We start from the raw sequence: 15,767 nt of genomic DNA, 5'->3' as shown, positions 1-15,767 counted from the left end.
GCAGCGCTGTGCGACCGCGGGGTCAGTCGCAGCGGGGCGGTTCGACGCCGATGTCATTGTTCGCCGCGATCCGGCGCAGGTCCTCGATCTCCTCCCGGCGGATGTCCGCCATGTAGGCGTCCCCATCCTGGTGGGCGCTCCGCAGCGACGCGTACGCGTCGTCGAGCCGCTGCTGGATCATGCGTGTCAACTCGCCCATGGGCCTCCTCCCGGATCGTGCCCATGCCTACCCAGGCCTAGGCTGAAGGTAAACCTGTCTTGCGCTGCAAGTTTCGCAGATCCTTGCGTCCGCGAGATCACGGTCTGCCGTACGGGGAGAGGAACAGCTGCTTACGGGCGTCTTACGGCCTCCATGGCATATGTGAGGCGGGGCATGTGTGATGCGCCATGTTCCAGGCGCGGGGCCGGGCGGGCCCGGACGAGGAGGGGGACCCTTTGCGTGTTCTAGTCGTCGAGGACGAGCGCGTGCTCGCCGACGCGATCGCCACCGGCCTGCGCAGGGAGACGCTGGCGGTGGACGTGGCCTACGACGGCGCGGGCGCGCTCGAGCGGGCGGGCGTCAACGAGTACGACGTGATCGTGCTGGACCGGGACCTGCCCAAGGTGCACGGCGACGACGTCTGCAAGCAGCTCGTCTCGCAGCGCTACCCGGCGCGGATCATCATGCTGACGGCGGCGGGGGAGCTGGACGACCGGGTCGAGGGCCTGTCCATCGGCGCCGACGACTACCTGGCCAAGCCGTTCGCGTTCGCCGAGCTGATCGCCAGGGTGCGCGCCCTCGGCCGGCGCGCCGCCGCGCCGCTGCCGCCCGTCCTGGAGCGCGCCGGGATCACCCTCGACCCGGCCCGCCGCGAGGTCGCCCGCGACGCCCGGCCGGTGGAGCTGACCCGCAAGGAGTTCGCGGTGCTGGAGGTGCTGCTCAGCGCGGACGGCGCCGTCGTCAGCTCCGAGCACCTGCTGGAGAAGGCGTGGGACGAGCACATCGACCCCTTCACGAACGTGGTCCGGGTCACGATGATGACGCTGCGCAAGAAGCTCGGCGACCCCCCGGTGATCGAGACCGTGCCCGGAGTGGGATACCGCCTGTGACCGAGGAGACCGCACCCCAGGACGGCCCGGACGGCCCGGACGGACCGGACGGACCGGACGGCCGCGCCGCCCGCCCGGACCGGGAGGGCGGCGCGCAGGCCGCCCGGCCGGCCGGGCCGGCCGGCGACCCCGGCGACGCGGGGGCCCGGCGCGGCGGGCGCTGGCGCCGCCCCGGCCCGCAGCAGGTCCCCCAGCCGCACCCGGCGGCGAAGGGCATGTGGCGCGGCGACGCCGGCGGGCCGTTCGCCCAGATGACCGTGATGCCGGGCCGGATGAGCGTGCGGCTGCGCCTCACCCTGCTGTACGGGCTGCTGTTCTTCATGGCGGGCGCGCTGCTGCTGTTCGTGATGTCGGTCCTGATGGCCAACATCCTCGGCAACGTCAAGGTGATCGGCTTCGGCATCTCCGACGCGGAGGCGGCAGAGCTGCAGCGCCAGTTCGTCGAGCAGACGATGCGCCAGCTCGTCGGGCGGTCGCTGCTCGCCCTCGGCGGGGTGGGCGTCATCACGCTGGTGCTCGGCTGGTTCGTCGCCGACCGGGCGCTCAGCCCCCTGCAGCGCGTCACCACCACCGCGCGGCGGCTGTCGGAGAGCACGCTGCACGAGCGGATCGCGCTGGAGGGCCCGGACGACGAGATCAAGGAGCTCGCCGACACGTTCGACGCGATGCTGGAGCGGCTCGGGCAGGCGTTCGACACCCAGCGCCGCTTCGTCGCGAACGCCTCGCACGAGCTGCGCACCCCGCTCGCGATCAACCGGACGCTGCTGGAGGTGGCGCTCGGCGACCCGGAGGCCTCCGACGACCTGCGCGCCGTCGGCCGGACGCTGCTGGCGACCAACGCCCGGCACGAGCGGCTCATCGAGGGGCTGCTGCTGCTGGCCCGCAGCGAGCGGGAGCTGACCGCCCGCACGCCGGTCGACCTGGCGGAGGTGGCGGCGACCGTGCTGGAGCACTCGGCCCGCCGCGAGCACGACAACGATGTCGCCGTCCATCCCGAGCTGACGCCCGGGACGGCGCTCGGCGATCCGGTGCTGCTGGAGCACCTGGTGTCCAACCTCGTCGAGAACGCGATCAAGCACAACGCCGAGGACGGCGGCGAGCTGTGGATCCGCACCGGCATGCTGGAGGGCTACGCCACCGTCCAGGTCGAGAACACCGGGCCCGTGGTGCCCGCCTACGAGGTGGAGCGGCTGTTCGAGCCGTTCCGGCGGCTGAACGCCGACCGCGTCGAGTCGGCCAAGGGCGCGGGGCTCGGCCTGTCGATCGTCCGCTCGGTGGTCCTGGCGCACCGCGGCGCCGTCTACGCGGTGCCGCGGCCGGGCGGCGGGCTGATCGTCACCGTCCGGCTCCCCCCGGGCCAGCCGGCCGCGTGAGCGCGGCCGGCCGGGCCTACTTGAGCGCGGCGGTCGCCGCGGTCGGGTCGCCGTCGTAGTCCTGCCGCAGGCCGGCGTACTTGCGGGAGCGGACCATGGCGACCCGGGTGTCGTTCAGCAGCGGGATGAGGGCCATGTCGTCCAGCGCGACCCTTTCGGCCTGCTTGAACAGGCCGGTCCGGTCGGCCGGCGCCGGGGTCCTGAGCGCCCTGGAGATCGTCTCGTCGAAGGTGCCGTTCCTCCACTTGCCCAGGTTGTAGAAGCCCGTGTCGCTGGCCTCGCCGCCGCCCAGCAGCGGCCACAGCATCGTGTAGGCGCCCGGGTAGTCGGGTCCGTAGGGCAGGAAGGCGAGCCCGGACGCGTCCTTGGCCATGACGTCGTCCCGGTACTTCGTGAACTCGGAGACGGGGTAGGACTTCTCCTCGACCCGCAGGCCGAGCACCGACCTCAGCTGCGAGCCGACGACCAGCGCGAGGCGCTGGTCGACGGGCGACTGGCGGTAGTACAGCCGGACGGCCGTGCCCGACGTCAGCCCGGCCCGCGCGGCCAGCATCTTCGCCTTCTCCGAGTCCGTCCCGTCGCAGGACGGGCAGACGCCGCGCTTGCCGAACCCGGGAACCGGCACCGGGACGATGCCGTGCGCGGGCTCGGGGAACCCGCCGAGCGCCTGGCTGAGCTTGCCGCGGTCGAGGGCGTAGGAGACGGCCTGCCGGGCGTCCCGCGACTTCATCGGGCCCTGCGCGGTGATCGGGACGAGCATCCGGGTGAACGCCGCGGGACGTGAGACAAGGTCCGTCCTCGGAGTCGAGGCCAGGTCCTCGGTGCCCACCGCGTACCAGTCGGTCTGCCCGGCGGTGTAGGCGGTGCGCCCCTTGGCGGAGTCGTCGGTCAGCGTCACGGTGACGCCGTCCAGCTTGGTCCTGCCGAACGCCCAGCGGTCGTTGCGGACGAGGGAGACCGACGTGCCCTTGCTGTAGTCCCGCAGCATGAACGGCCCGTTGCCGATGGGACGGGTGTTGAACGCCTCGTTGTCGACCTTGCCCGCCTCCTGGGGAACGGGCATGAACGCCGGTTCGGACAGCCGGTCCGCGAAGTCGCAGTTGGGGGAGGTGAGCGCGACTTCGAGCGAGCCGGCCGACACCACCTTGACGCCGGACAGCGACCCGGTCCCGGCGCCGGACACGGAGGAGTACCCCTCGATGTCGGTCATCAGGTAGGACGCGGGGCCGGTCTTGTCCGCGGCGCTGCGCGCCCAGCCGCGGGCGAACGCCTCCGCGTCGACGGCCTCGCCGTTGCTGAAGCTCGTCCCGCTCCTGAGCGTGATGGTCCACCGGCGGCATTCGGCGTCCGGCTTGATCGCCGTCGCGAGCCGGTTGCGGGCGGCGCCGCCGGCGCCGACCTCGGTCAGGCCGGTGAACAGCTGCTTGCTGAGGAACCGCTCGGTGCCGCTGAGGGCGCGGGAGGGGTCGAACCCGCCGTCGGTGGCCGTGGGCGTCGCCATCGCGACGGGCAGCGTCCCGCCTTCCCGTCCGCCCGTGGCGGTCGTTCCAGCGGCGCCGTCTCCGCGGAGCTGGACCCAGGCCACACCGGCGGCGAGGACCAGCACGGCCAGCGCGGCGCCTCCCACACTGGCGAGAACGCCGATGCGGGGCCCCTTCCCCCCTCCGGACGGCTTGGTGAAGTCGACCCCCGGACGGGAGACGGACGGCCAGGTGGGCGTGTTGGAGTTGGGCGGCGGAGCCGGTGCGGGCCATCCCGCGCCGGGCATGGGCAGCGGCGCGTGCGGCGGCGCGGCCGGCGGCACCGGAGGGACGGCGTGGAAGGGCGCCGGTGTCCGCGTCCGCAGCCGTGCGGACTCGGCGGCCGCCGTCTGGGCGCCCTGGGTGAGCATCAGGGCGTCCTGGGTGAGGCCCTGGGCATCGGGCTGCTGGGCCCCCGGTTGCGGGAGGCTGCCCGCCAGCGCCAGCAGGTGCGCCAGGACCTGCTGGGACGCGGGACGCAGCGCCGGGTCCTTGCTGAGGCAGTTCGCCACGATGCCGCGCAGCGGCTCGGGAAGGTCGCCGAGGTCGGGCGGCAGGTTCAGGATGCGGTGCATCACCGCGGGGATGGAGTCCTGCCCGAAGGCCGGCCGCCCGCTCGCCGCGTACGCCATCGTGGCGCCCCAGGCGAACACGTCGGCGGCGGGCCCGACCCGCGTCCCGGAGATCTGCTCGGGCGCCATGTAGGCGGGGGTTCCGATCGCCGTGCTCGACATCGTCCCGGTGGCGTCCAGCGCCCGCGCGATGCCGAAGTCGATCACCCGTGGGCCGTCCGGCGCGAGCAGCACGTTGGCGGGCTTGAAGTCGCGGTGCACGACCCCCGCCTGGTGGATCGCCGCGAGCGCCGTCATCGTCCCGATCGCCAGCCGGTCCAGGTCGGCGCCGCGGCGCGGGCCGTCCTGCGCCAGCACCCGCGACAGCGCCGGCCCGTCGATGTACTCGCTGACGATGTAGGGGCGGTCGCCCTCGACGTCGGAGTCCAGGACGCGGGCCGTGCAGAACGCCGACACCCGCTTGGCGACCGCGACCTCGGCCGCGAACCGGGACCGGGCCTTCGGGTCGCCGCTGAAGCGCGCGTGCAGCAGCTTCACGGCGACCCGGTGGCCCGGCTCGTCCTCCCCGAGGTAGACGGCGCCCTGCCCGCCCTCGCCGAGCAGGCCGGTCAGCCGGTACGCGCCGAGCCGGGACGGGTCGCCCTCGCGGAGAGGGGCGACGTCGGTCATCCCTTGGACACGGTCCCGTAGGCGGTCGCGGTCGCCTCGGACTGGAGCTGGCGCCACTCCCACCGCATCGAGGTGCCGCCGGAGGACGGGATGAACGTGACGTACCCGGAGGCGCACTCCTTCGGGTCCATCCCCGCCATCGGCGTCTCCCGGTACTGGACCTTCGAGCTGTTCTCGTCGCCGGACAGCAGCGAGAGCCGGGTGTAGCAGGTGTCCTGGGCACCGGACGGATAGGTGTACGTCGCGACGCCGCTGGAGTACAGCAGCGAGAACTTGACGTTGAAGGAGGTGTGGCCGGATCCGGCGCCCGGCTGGTACCCGTTGCCGGTGAAGTTGCCGAGCAGCCCGCCGGTGGTGCTGGTGGTCGGCGACTCGCTCGGCGTGTAGGTGTTCGGCGGCGAGTAGGTCGGCGGCGTCGGCGGGTCGTCGTCGCTGTTGGCGCCGATGACGGCGAGCACCACGACCACCAGGATCACGATCAGCGCGAGCGCGCCGCACCCGATCGCGATGATCGGCCCGGCGGAGCTGGACTGCTTGGGCGGCGGACCGTACTGCGGCGGACCGGGCGGCATCGGCATCCGCGGCTGCGTCTGCGGCGGGGGCGGCATCGCCCCGCCCTGGTACATCGGCATCGGCGGCGGCGTGATCGGCTGCTGCGGCGGCGTGCCCGGACCCGGCATCCCGCCCTGGTGCAGCGGCATCGGCGGCGGGGTGATCGGCTGCTGCTGCGGCCGGGGCCGCGGCGCCGGCGGCACCGGGGGCGGCGGCGGAAGCTGCGAGGCGATCCGAGTGCCCTGGTTGAGCAGGTCCTCCTGCCCGCCGCCCTGGTTCGCGGGCGCGGCGCCGACATGGCCGAGCAGGTTCAGCAGCAGCTGCGCCGCCGGGGGGCGCAGGCCCGCGTCCTTGGACAGGCAGCGCCCGATCAGGTCGCGCAGCGGCCCCGGGGGCAGCGCCGACAGGTCGGGCTCCTCGTTGAGGATCCGGTTGATGATGACCGGCAGCGTGTCGGCCTCGAACGGCGACTGCCCGGTGGCGGCGAACACCATGGTCGCCGCCCAGGCGAAGATGTCCACCGCCGGGGTGAGCGGCGCGCCGGTGAGCTGCTCGGGCGCCAGGTAGCCGGGGGTGCCCACCACCATGCCGGTGGCGGTGACGGCGCTCTCCTGCGAGTTGACCGTCCGCGCGATGCCGAAGTCGACGACGCGCGGGCCGTCGGAGGCCAGCATGACGTTGTTCGGCTTGAAGTCGCGGTGCACGATCCCGGCCTCGTGGATGGCCGCGAGCGCGGTCACCGTGCCGATCGCGAGCCGCTCCAGCTCGGCGGCGCCGCGCGGCCCGTCGTGCGCGACGACGTCGTGCAGGGACGGCCCGTCGATGAACTCGCTGACGACGTAGGGCTGGTCGCCCTGGACGTCGGCCTCGAGGACGCGGGCCGTGCAGAAGGGCTCGACCTTCTGCGCCGCCGCGACCTCGCGGGTGAAACGAGCGCGTGCGGCCGGATCGTTGGCCATCTGCGCGTGCAGCAGTTTGACGGCGACGTACCCGCCGTCCGGCGCCTTGCCCAGGAAGACGGCGCCCTGGCCCCCGGCGCCCAACCGTCCGATGACCTCGTACCGTCCGAGTGCCCTAGGATCGCCCGGCTCCAGCGGAGCGGCATCCGGCATCTGACCCTCCAGTGACCCGCAGTGATGTCCGCGACATTGTGCGCCGGACCCGCTCGCGGGGCCCCGTGCCGGCGATCGCCGGGCTGACCCCCGCAGGGGATCCGCCCCCAACCTCAGGCGGGCACGATATCGCGTTAGTTCTGACGTTTCACCGATGTATCCGGTTCGGTGTTCCGCCCGCCGGATCAGGCCGTCCCGCCGCGCCGGGGCGGCCGGTGCGCACAACGCCCCCGGGACCGATATGATCCCGCCGCCGCGGGAACCCCGGCAGGCGCCGCGGCCCCCGGATCGGGGCCGTGTCACCCGCTGGGGCTGTGACGGATGACACAGTGCGAGGGAAGAGCCGGGTGACGGGTGTCACTCGTGGGAACGGTCGCGCCTCGTGTGTCGCAGGTCACCAACCGTGACAGAATTTCCCGCCCGGATCGGGCACAAGAACGGTCCCCCGAGCGTTAGATCCGCGCGACGGGGCGCATAAAGCACTGAGGGGGATGGAGATAGAAGATGGCGACCGACTACGACAGCCCACGCAAGACAGACGACGACCTGAGCGAGGACAGCCTCCAGGAGCTCCAGGCACGCCGTGCCGACAAGGCGGCGAGCATCATCGACGAGGACCTGGACGCCGGCGAGGTCGCCGAGCTGCCGGGCGCCGACCTGTCGAACGAGGAGCTCACCTTCCGGGTGGTGCCGCGGCAGGCCGATGAGTTCACCTGCACGCGCTGCTTCCTGGTCCACCACCGCAGCCAGCTGGCCACCGAGAAGAACAACCAGCCGGTCTGCCGCGAGTGCGCCGCCTGACCGGCGGCGGACGCGGGGTGAGGGGAACAGGGCGCGTGACGGGAGAGGCCGGGTGACGGGAGAGATCGAACCGAGTCGTGGCGAGGTGGGGCCGGCGCCCGGCGACGGCTCCACGGAGCTGGGCGAGCTGATCGGCCGGCTCGCCTCCGCCGAGGACATGGACGGCGAGACCCGCGGCCGCCTGCTCGGACGACTGGCCAGACTGCTCGGCCAGAGCGCCCGCCTGGTGGGGGCCGCGGGCATCGCGCGCGGCAGGTGGCTGGCCGACCTGCTCATCGCGGCCGCTCCGCACATCCCGATCCGCGATCTGGAGACCCTGCAGGCCCACCACCACGGGCTGATGGGCGAGGAGCTCGCCGACCGGATCGTCAAGGCGGCGGGCAACGCCACGACCGCCGTCGGCGCCGCGGGAGGCGCGCTGGCCGCCGTGGAGTTCGCCGCCCCGCCGCTGCTGCTGACCGCGCCCGCCCAGCTCGCCGCCGAGACGCTCGTCGTCGCGGCCATCGAGGTGAAGATGATCGCCGAGCTGCACGAGGTGTACGGCGTCAGCGTCCAGGGCTCCGGCACCGCCCGCGGGGCCGCGTTCGTGACGTCCTGGGCCCGGCAGCGCGGCATCAACCCCCTGGAGGGCGGCACCCTCACCAGCGCCCTCGGCACGGCCGCCAAGAGCGCGCTGCGCCGGCGCATGCTCCGCGTCTTCGGCCGGAGCCTGTCCACCATGGGCCCCCTGCTCACCGGTGCCGCGGCCGGCGCCGCCCTCAACCGCTCCGCGACCAAGGGGCTGGCGATGAAGGTCCGCAACGACCTGCGGGAGATCGCCGGCTCCCTGCCCCCGCTCCCCGGCGACCAGCCCCCTCGCCTGGACCCGTAGCGGGCCGCCCACCCCCTGGCGGCGCACGCGGGTGCCGAGGAGACGGCGCGTCCCTCGCGGCGAGACCGCTTCCGAGCATCCGAACATTCCGGTCGCCCGCGCCCCGGGCACTGGCGAGAACGCGTCGTGGCCGGCCCCTCCGATCGTTGGAGGGGCCGGCCACGACGCGCATGGCCGCCGACCGGGGGCGACCCCCCGGCGCGGGACGTCCTAGACGTCGGCCTTGAGGTTCTGCGGGAGCTGCCCGGTGCCCTTGGCCCACTGGTGGGCGGCGGCGCGGGTGGCGAGCAGCCGCGCGACCTCCATGCCGACGCCCATCACCACGGCCCACCCGATCGCCTCGGCCAGCGCCACGTCGGGGGACTCGGGGTTGGTCGGGGGCTCCTTGCCGGTGCTCTTCTTCCAGGCCAGCGTGATGACTTTCTTCGCGACGAAGCCGCCCGCGAATGCGGCCGCGCCGGCCATCACCCGCCAGCCGATGTCGCCCTTGTCCGCCATGTTGGTCCTCTCTCGTCCTGTCGTCTCCGACGCTACCGGAACGGCCCGCCCCCGGAGGGGAGGGCGATCACCGCGTCGGCGCCGGTAATCGGCATGCGCCCTGGGCCGATGTCAATACGATTGGCCTCATGACAGAGCAGCCGCGTACTCCGCACGTCCCTCAGAAGCCGTCCCTGGAGGGCCTCGAGGACAGATGGGCACGCGTCTGGGAGGACGAGGGAGTCCACCGCTTCGACCGCACCCGGCCGCGCGGCGAGGTCTACTCGATCGACACCCCGCCGCCCACCGTGAGCGGATCCCTCCACGTCGGCCACGTCTTCTCCTACACCCACACCGACACCGTCGCCCGGTACCACCGCATGCGCGGTCGCGCGGTCTTCTACCCGATGGGCTGGGACGATAACGGCCTTCCGACCGAGCGCCGCGTGCAGAACCATTTCGGCGTCCGATGCGATCCGTCGCTCCCCTACGATCCGGACTTCGAGCCCCCGGCCAAGCCCGACCCGAAGCGCCAGCGGCCGGTCTCGCGGCGCAACTTCATCGAGCTGTGCGAGCGCCTCACCGAGGTCGATGAGAAGGCCTTCGAGGAGATGTGGCGCCGCGTCGGCCTGTCGGTCGACTGGAGCCACCTCTACACCACCATCGGCGCCACCGCCCGGACGGCGTCCCAGCGCGCGTTCCTGCGCAACCTCGCCCGCGGCGAGGCGTACGTCTCCGAGGCGCCGACGCTGTGGGACGTCACGTTCCGCACGGCCGTCGCGCAGGCCGAACTGGAGGACCGCGAGCACCCCGGCGCGTTCTACCGGATCCGGTTCCACGGAGACCAGCGCCCCGTCTACATCGAGACGACGCGGCCGGAGCTCCTTCCCGCCTGCGTCGCGCTGGTCGCGCACCCTGACGACGAGCGATACCAGGAGCTGGTCGGGACGACCGTGCGCACGCCGCTGTTCGGCGTCGACGTCCCGGTCGTCGCGCACCGGCTGGCCGACCCCGGCAAGGGCTCCGGCATCGCGATGATCTGCACGTTCGGCGACGTCACCGACGTCACCTGGTGGCGCGAGCTGGACCTGCCGACCCGCGCGATCATCGACTGGGACGGGCGGCTCGCCGCCGACCCGCCGCAGGGCGTCCCCGCCCGGCCGTACGACGAGCTGGCGGGCAAGACGGTCTTCTCGGCCAAGGAGCGCGTCGTCGAGCTGCTGCGCGAGTCCGGCGACCTGGACGGCGAGCCCCGCAGGATCAGCCGGCCGGTGAAGTTCTACGAGAAGGGCAGCAAGCCTCTGGAGATCGTCACCACCCGGCAGTGGTACATCCGCAACGGGGGGCGCGACGAGGGCGTCCGCGCCGAGCTGCTCGCGCGCGGGCGGGAGCTGGAGTGGCACCCCGGCTACATGCGGGCCCGCTACGAGAACTGGGTCGAGGGCCTGAACGGCGACTGGCTGATCTCGCGGCAGCGGTTCTTCGGCGTGCCGATCCCCGTGTGGTACCGGCTGGACGACTCCGGCGAGCCGGTGTACGACGACCCGATCGTGCCGGCCGAGGACGCGCTGCCGGTCGACCCGTCGTCCGACGTCCCGCCGGGCTTCACCGAGGACCAGCGCGGCCGGCCGGGCGGATTCGCCGGCGACCCCGACGTGATGGACACCTGGGCCACCTCGTCGCTGACCCCGCAGATCGCGGGCGGCTGGGAGCGCGACGCCGACCTGTTCGCCCGGGTCTTCCCCTACGACCTGCGGCCGCAGGCGCACGACATCATCCGGACGTGGCTGTTCTCCACGGTCGTGCGCTCGCACCTGGAGCACGGGTCGCTGCCGTGGAGGGGCACCGCCCTGTCCGGGTGGATCCTCGACCCGGACCGCAAGAAGATGTCGAAGTCCAAGGGGAACGTCGTCACCCCGATCGACCTGCTGCGCGAGTACGGCTCCGACGCCGTCCGGTACTGGGCGGCGAGCGGGCGCCCCGGCACCGACACCGCGTTCGACACCGGGCAGATCAAGGTCGGCCGCCGCCTCGCCATCAAGATCCTCAACGCGTCGAAGTTCGTGCTCGGGTTCGGCGAGGCCGCCCCGGACGCGGCGGTCACCGAGCCGCTGGACCAGGCGATGCTGGCGGCGCTGGCCGGGGTCGTCGAGGAGGCGACGGAGGCGTTCGAGGGCTACGACTACGCGCGCGCTCTGGAGCGCACGGAGCGGTTCTTCTGGGAGTTCTGCGACGACTACCTGGAGCTGGTCAAGGCCCGCGCCTACGGTGACGGACCGCAGGCGCTGTCCGCGCGCGCGGCGCTGCGCACCGCTCTGTCGGTGCTGCTGCGCCTGTTCGCGCCCGTCCTGCCGTTCGTGACCGAGGAGGTCTGGTCATGGTGGCGGCGCGGGTCGGTGCACACGGCCTCGTGGCCGGCCGCCGCCGAGCTGCCGGCGGGCGGCGACCCGGCCGTCCTCACGGCGACGGGCGAGGCGCTCCGGCAGGTCCGCAAGGCCAAGTCGGAGGCCAGGGCGTCGATGCGCGCCGACGTGTCCCGCGCGGTCGTGCGGGGCTCGCAGGTGGCGCGGATCGCGCGTCCCGACCTGGCCGCGGCCGGGCGGATCGCCGACCTGACGCTGGAGGACGCCCCCGCCGCGCTCACCGTCGACGTCGTCCTGGCCCCCGCGACGTAGATCACCCCGGCCGGGTCTTGACGCGGATCCGGCGCACTCCACATATTAGATTATCAGTCTAATTGGGTGCGGCCGCGGGACGTCCGGACGCTCCGGCGCGGCGCGGGAGGGGACACGGGATGAGCGAGATCGACGAGCGGCACCCCGTGATCGCCCCGCGCCGGGTCCGGTTCGACTGGGCGGACACTCCGCTGCACTGGATCCCGGGCGAGCCGGTCGCCACGCACTTCATCAACGTCCTGCACCTGCTGCTGCCCGCGGGCGAGCGGTGGTTCGTGCACGTCTACAAGGAGGCGCTCCCGCTCGTGCGCGACGACGAGCGCCTCTACCGCGAGGTCAAGGGCTTCATGGGCCAGGAGGCCGTGCACGCCTACTCCCACCAGGGCGTCCTGGACCGGCAGATGCGGGAGCAGGGCCTCGATCCGCGCCCGCTCACCGACCGGATCGAGTGGGTGTTCCGGCGGATCCTCGGCGACCGGTGCCCGGTGCCGCTCCTGCCCGCCAAGCGCTGGCTGTTCGTCCGGATCGGCGTCATCGCGGGCATCGAGCACTACACGGCGGTGCTCGGGCAGTGGATCCTCGACGCCCGCGAGCTGGACGAGGCCGGCGCCGATCCGACGATGATGGACCTGCTGCGCTGGCACGGCGCCGAGGAGGTCGAGCACCGGTCCGTCGCGTTCGACGTCTACCAGCACGTGGCCGGGCGGTACTGGATGCGGTTCATCGCGTTCTTCCTCGGCGTCCTCGCGCTTCCGCTGATGGTGTACGCCGGGGCGGTGTGGCTGTGCCGGGCCGATCCGACGCTGAAGGGCGTCCGCCCGCGGATCCGCGACTACCGGCGGGCGGTGCGGCGCGGGCTGTTCCCCAGCAACCGGTTCATGATCTCCGCGGGACGCGCCTACCTGCGGCGCGACTACCACCCGTCCCGCGAGTGCTCGACCCAGCGGGCGCTCGACTACCTCGCGGTGTCGCCGGCGGCGCGGGCCGCCGGCCGCCCGGCGGCCTGAACCGGAGCCGCTCACAGCGTGCAGGGCAGGTGTTTGATGCCGTTGATGAAGTTGGAGTAGAGCATCTTCGGCTCGCCGCTCGCCCGGATCCCGGGGACGCGGGTGAACAGCTCCCGGAACATCACCGTGATCTCCTGCCGGGCCAGGTTCGCGCCCAGGCAGAAATGCGGGCCGGGGCCGCCGAACCCGACGTGCGGGTTGGGGGAGCGGGTGATGTCGAAGACGTCCGGGTCCGTGAACACCTCCGCGTCGCGGTTCGCGGAGTTGTAGAACAGCAGGACCTTGTCGCCCGCCTTGTACCGCTGGCCGTTCATCTCGTGGTCGCGGGTCACGGTCCGGCGGAACTGGATGACCGGCGTCGCCATCCGGACGATCTCCTCGACCGCCCCGGGGATGCGGGCGTCGAAGTCCTCCATCAGCAGCGCCCGCTGCCCGGGGTTGTCGGTGAACAGCTTCAGCCCGTGCGTCATCGCGTTGCGGGTCGTCTCGTTGCCGGCGACGACGAGCAGGATGAAGAACGAGCCGATCTCCTGGTCGGTCAGCGACTCGCCGTCCACGTTGGCCGAGACCAGCCGCGACACCAGGTCGTCGCCGGGGTGCCGGCGGCGCCTGCGGGCGAGCTTCATCGCCAGGTGGTTCAGCTCGTACCCCGCGGACATCGCCATGAGCAGCCCGTACAGGACGCCGATCCGGGTGATGCCCTCGCGGGTCACGTCCCTGCCGCCGGTGTACTCGGGGTCGCCGAGCCCGAGGATGGTGTTCGTCCGGTCGTACACCATCGGGCGCACTCGCTCGGGGATGCCCATCATGTCGCAGATGACCTGCACGGGCAGCCGCGCCGCGACGTCGGTGACGAAGTCGGCCGACCCCTTGCGTTCCAGGTCGTCGACGATCCGCGTCGCGGTCGCCTGGAGGTCGGTCTCCAGCTTGGCGAGGACGCGCGGGGTGAACGCCCGCGACACGATCCGGCGGATCTTGGCGTGCCGCGGGTCGTCCATGTTGATCATCGAGCCGAAGTAGCGGGCCATGTACCGGGGCAGGTCGGCGATGCTGTTGGAGCACGGCTCGCTGCTGAACACCTCCGGCGTCCGGCTGGCCTCCACCACGTCCGCGTGCCGGGTGAGCGCGTAGTAGCCCGGCCCGGTCCGGATGAACGGCAGCTTGAGCTCGGGGAAGAACGCCGGGTGCTCGCGTTCGCGCAGCCGCGCGAACGCCGCCGTCCGCCGGTCCGGGGGGAGCGTCCAGAAGGCCAGATCGGACAGGTCGTCCTGGGTGGCCCGTGCCGTCGTCGTCACCGCGCACCGTCCTCGGTAGTCAGAACGCCGTTCGGTTGCCATCGAACCCAGCCTTCGGGACCTTCGTCAAGGGGATCAGACCGCCGCGGCGGCCCGCCGGTGCAGGACGGCCCGCTCCGCGGCCGTCCACGCCCCGGACGTCAGCAGGTACAGCCCCGCCGCCAGCGGCACGAACGCCGCCACGGCGACCGTCCCGAAGGGCATCAGCCGCGCGACGGCGCCCATCGGCCCCTCGGCGGTGACCCGGCGCGACGTCACCACCGCGACGACCGCGAGCAGTGCGAACAGCCCGAGGAAGACGAGCGAGGGCGGGGCGAGGAGGCCGCCGCCGAGGACGCCGATCCAGTTCTGCCCGAGCGGCGCCGCGAGCAGCGTGTGCGTGAGCAGCAGGTTCTGGTGCCCGGCGACCGTCGCGGACACGAACAGCCGGTACATGACCATGAAGAACGGGACCTGCGCGACCATCGGCAGGCACCCGGTCACCGGTGTGGCGCCCTCCGCCTCGTACAGGGCGGCCATCTCCCGCTGGAGCCGCTGCGGGTTCCTCGCGTGCTTCTTCTGGAGCGCCTGGACCTTGGGCACGAGCCGGGCCCGCGCCCGCTCGCCCCTCGCGGCCGAGACCGCCAGCGGGACGAGCGCCAGCCGCACCCCGGCGGTGAACAGGACGATCGCCAGCGCGGTGGCGAGGCCGCCGGCCACCGGGTCCAGGGCGTCGGCGAGCCCGCCCACGAGGTAGGCGGCGATGGAGACGGGGATGTCGAACATGAGAGAAGAACCTTCCGGAACGAGGGGATCGGTGGCGTTCCGGCCGCGCTCAGGCGGCCGCGATCCCCGTTCCGGGCGCTCGCGGGCGGGGCCGTCCGGCCGCGTCCGGGTCGCGCTGCGGAAGGAAGGCGGTCCGCAGCGTCCTGTCCCGCATGGTCGTCCGCACCCGCGCCCGTGCCGCTCCGAGGCCCCGGCGCGCCGCGTGGACCCGCGCAGCGGCGAGCACCAGGAGCCCCGCCACGGTCAGCGCGCCCAGCGTGACCAGCACCGACTGCCCCGGCGCGGACCCGGCCCATTCGGCCACGGCGAGCCCGCGCAGCAGCGCGAAGGTCAGCAATGACCAGAGCACGAGGGGCCCTTTCCGGTGGGCGGCGGCGAGACGTGATCAGTCTGCCACGGCGGCGCGACGATGATCGACGGTCCTCCGGTCACGGCAGCAGGAGGGCGAGGGCGGACAGGGACGCGAGGGCCGCTGCGGTCTTCACGCGCGGCATGCGGGCGGCCATCGCGGCGTCCCGGTCCTCGTCGCGGGCCAGGTAGGTGAGGAGGGCGCTCAGCGCGCGTCCCGCGCCGAAGGCCGTGCCCGTCAGCACGGTCGTGATCGCGTCCTCGTGGACCAGGAGCAGGCCCAGGGCCAGGACATAGGGTGCCGTGGCGGAGACGTAGGTGCGGACGCCGGTGCCGAGTTCGAAGCCGAACTGGAGGGCGCCCTTGCGGAGGTGGGCCTGCAGGACGTCCTGGGGGATCTGGCGCGCGTTCTGGGGGAGCGGAACGCGGACCAGCCCGGCTTCGCGGGCGGCCCCCAGACCGGCGACGGCCAGGATCGCGGCGGTGCGGACGGCCCGCGGAAGCGGCGCGGAAAGCCCTGACAGCAGCCAGATCACCGTCGCGGTGAGCGTGCCTCCGAGCAGGAGCCCGAAGGTGAAGACGGCCAGGACCTCGCCCTGCCGTACGGGGGCCCGCCAACCTGGCGAGAACAGCACGGATTC

The 15,767-nt window shown here is 73.1% G+C and carries 14 protein-coding genes; 6 read left to right on the top strand and 8 right to left on the bottom strand.

The window, feature by feature from the left end; all coding sequences use genetic code 11:
* Positions 1–22 precede the first annotated feature (22 nt).
* Positions 23–199, bottom strand: coding sequence for a hypothetical protein (locus tag BKA00_RS16770; RefSeq protein WP_185026097.1), 177 nt, complete (start codon positions 197–199; stop codon positions 23–25).
* Between the two features lie 236 nt (positions 200–435).
* Here BKA00_RS16770 and BKA00_RS16765 point away from each other — a divergent pair, with 236 nt between their 5' ends.
* Together BKA00_RS16765 and BKA00_RS16760 are read left to right on the top strand one after the other, a co-directional pair.
* Positions 436–1,089: a response regulator transcription factor gene (locus tag BKA00_RS16765; RefSeq protein ID WP_185026095.1), complete on the top strand. Its 654-nt coding sequence runs from the start codon at positions 436–438 to the stop codon at positions 1,087–1,089.
* On the top strand, positions 1,086–2,462 hold the full coding sequence (locus tag BKA00_RS16760; RefSeq protein ID WP_230298719.1) for a sensor histidine kinase: 1,377 nt from the start codon (positions 1,086–1,088) through the stop codon (positions 2,460–2,462). The genes BKA00_RS16765 and BKA00_RS16760 overlap by 4 nt, the downstream gene beginning before the upstream one ends.
* Before the next feature lie 16 nt (positions 2,463–2,478).
* Here BKA00_RS16760 and BKA00_RS16755 read toward each other — a convergent pair whose 3' ends face one another.
* Together BKA00_RS16755 and BKA00_RS16750 are read right to left on the bottom strand one after the other, a co-directional pair.
* A complete protein-coding gene (locus tag BKA00_RS16755; RefSeq protein WP_185026094.1) occupies positions 2,479–5,223 on the bottom strand; it encodes an ABC transporter substrate-binding protein in 2,745 nt (914 codons plus the stop codon).
* Positions 5,220–6,887: a serine/threonine protein kinase gene (locus BKA00_RS16750; protein ID WP_185026092.1), complete on the bottom strand. Its 1,668-nt coding sequence runs from the start codon at positions 6,885–6,887 to the stop codon at positions 5,220–5,222. Before BKA00_RS16750 ends, BKA00_RS16755 begins: the two co-directional genes overlap by 4 nt.
* A gap of 504 nt (positions 6,888–7,391) precedes the next feature.
* Between BKA00_RS16750 and BKA00_RS16745 the strand changes: the two genes are divergently transcribed.
* Both BKA00_RS16745 and BKA00_RS16740 read left to right on the top strand, forming a co-directional pair.
* The gene (locus BKA00_RS16745; protein ID WP_185026090.1) at positions 7,392–7,688 is read left to right on the top strand and encodes a DUF4193 domain-containing protein; all 297 of its coding nucleotides are present in this window, start codon (positions 7,392–7,394) and stop codon (positions 7,686–7,688) included.
* Between the two features lie 52 nt (positions 7,689–7,740).
* Positions 7,741–8,559 carry a hypothetical protein gene (locus tag BKA00_RS16740; RefSeq protein ID WP_230298720.1) on the top strand — a complete coding sequence of 273 codons (819 nt, stop codon included), beginning with the start codon at positions 7,741–7,743 and terminating at the stop codon, positions 8,557–8,559.
* A gap of 210 nt (positions 8,560–8,769) precedes the next feature.
* On the opposite strand, the gene BKA00_RS16735 is transcribed toward BKA00_RS16740, so the two are convergent.
* Positions 8,770–9,057, bottom strand: coding sequence for a DUF4235 domain-containing protein (locus BKA00_RS16735; RefSeq protein ID WP_179836389.1), 288 nt, complete (start codon positions 9,055–9,057; stop codon positions 8,770–8,772).
* Positions 9,058–9,185: 128 nt separating this feature from the next.
* On the opposite strand from BKA00_RS16735, the gene valS reads away from it, so the two are divergent.
* Positions 9,186–11,711: a valine--tRNA ligase gene (valS, locus tag BKA00_RS16730; RefSeq protein ID WP_185026088.1), complete on the top strand. Its 2,526-nt coding sequence runs from the start codon at positions 9,186–9,188 to the stop codon at positions 11,709–11,711.
* A 119-nt stretch (positions 11,712–11,830) separates the two neighbouring features.
* The gene (locus tag BKA00_RS16725; protein WP_185026086.1) at positions 11,831–12,718 is read left to right on the top strand and encodes a metal-dependent hydrolase; all 888 of its coding nucleotides are present in this window, start codon (positions 11,831–11,833) and stop codon (positions 12,716–12,718) included.
* 11 nt (positions 12,719–12,729) lie between these two features.
* Here the strand turns inward: BKA00_RS16725 and BKA00_RS16720 are convergent, their stop codons facing one another.
* The 4 genes from BKA00_RS16720 to BKA00_RS16705 all read right to left on the bottom strand — a co-directional run bounded on the left by BKA00_RS16720 (position 12,730) and on the right by BKA00_RS16705 (position 15,761).
* On the bottom strand, positions 12,730–14,055 hold the full coding sequence (locus tag BKA00_RS16720) for a cytochrome P450 (protein WP_185026084.1): 1,326 nt from the start codon (positions 14,053–14,055) through the stop codon (positions 12,730–12,732).
* A 33-nt stretch (positions 14,056–14,088) separates the two neighbouring features.
* Positions 14,089–14,778 (bottom strand): YidC/Oxa1 family membrane protein insertase, encoded by a 690-nt coding sequence (locus tag BKA00_RS16715; protein ID WP_185026082.1) that lies wholly within the window; start codon positions 14,776–14,778, stop codon positions 14,089–14,091.
* A 49-nt stretch (positions 14,779–14,827) separates the two neighbouring features.
* Positions 14,828–15,127, bottom strand: coding sequence for a DUF6412 domain-containing protein (locus tag BKA00_RS40460; protein WP_185026081.1), 300 nt, complete (start codon positions 15,125–15,127; stop codon positions 14,828–14,830).
* A 79-nt stretch (positions 15,128–15,206) separates the two neighbouring features.
* Entirely contained in the window at positions 15,207–15,761 is a 555-nt protein-coding gene (locus BKA00_RS16705; protein WP_221493184.1) for a hypothetical protein, read from the bottom strand.
* Positions 15,762–15,767 lie beyond the last annotated feature (6 nt).

This window comes from Actinomadura coerulea (assembly GCF_014208105.1).
GTDB lineage: Bacteria > Actinomycetota > Actinomycetes > Streptosporangiales > Streptosporangiaceae > Spirillospora > Spirillospora coerulea.
Note: the sequence above shows the minus strand (reverse complement) of the source record. Positions and strands in the feature narration are given on the sequence as shown.

Bases quoted from the DNA above. Each gene is read 5' to 3' on its own strand.
- BKA00_RS16770 (WP_185026097.1), bottom strand. From the start codon at position 199: ATGGGCGAGTTGACACGCATGATCCAGCAGCGGCTCGACGACGCGTAC.
- BKA00_RS16755 (WP_185026094.1), bottom strand. From the start codon at position 5,223: ATGACCGACGTCGCCCCTCTCCGCGAGGGCGACCCGTCCCGGCTCGGC.
- BKA00_RS16750 (WP_185026092.1), bottom strand. From the start codon at position 6,887: ATGCCGGATGCCGCTCCGCTGGAGCCGGGCGATCCTAGGGCACTCGGA.
- BKA00_RS16745 (WP_185026090.1), top strand. From the start codon at position 7,392: ATGGCGACCGACTACGACAGCCCACGCAAGACAGACGACGACCTGAGC.
- BKA00_RS16735 (WP_179836389.1), bottom strand. From the start codon at position 9,057: ATGGCGGACAAGGGCGACATCGGCTGGCGGGTGATGGCCGGCGCGGCC.
- valS (WP_185026088.1), top strand. From the start codon at position 9,186: ATGACAGAGCAGCCGCGTACTCCGCACGTCCCTCAGAAGCCGTCCCTG.
- BKA00_RS16725 (WP_185026086.1), top strand. From the start codon at position 11,831: ATGAGCGAGATCGACGAGCGGCACCCCGTGATCGCCCCGCGCCGGGTC.
- BKA00_RS16720 (WP_185026084.1), bottom strand. From the start codon at position 14,055: ATGGCAACCGAACGGCGTTCTGACTACCGAGGACGGTGCGCGGTGACG.
- BKA00_RS16715 (WP_185026082.1), bottom strand. From the start codon at position 14,778: ATGTTCGACATCCCCGTCTCCATCGCCGCCTACCTCGTGGGCGGGCTC.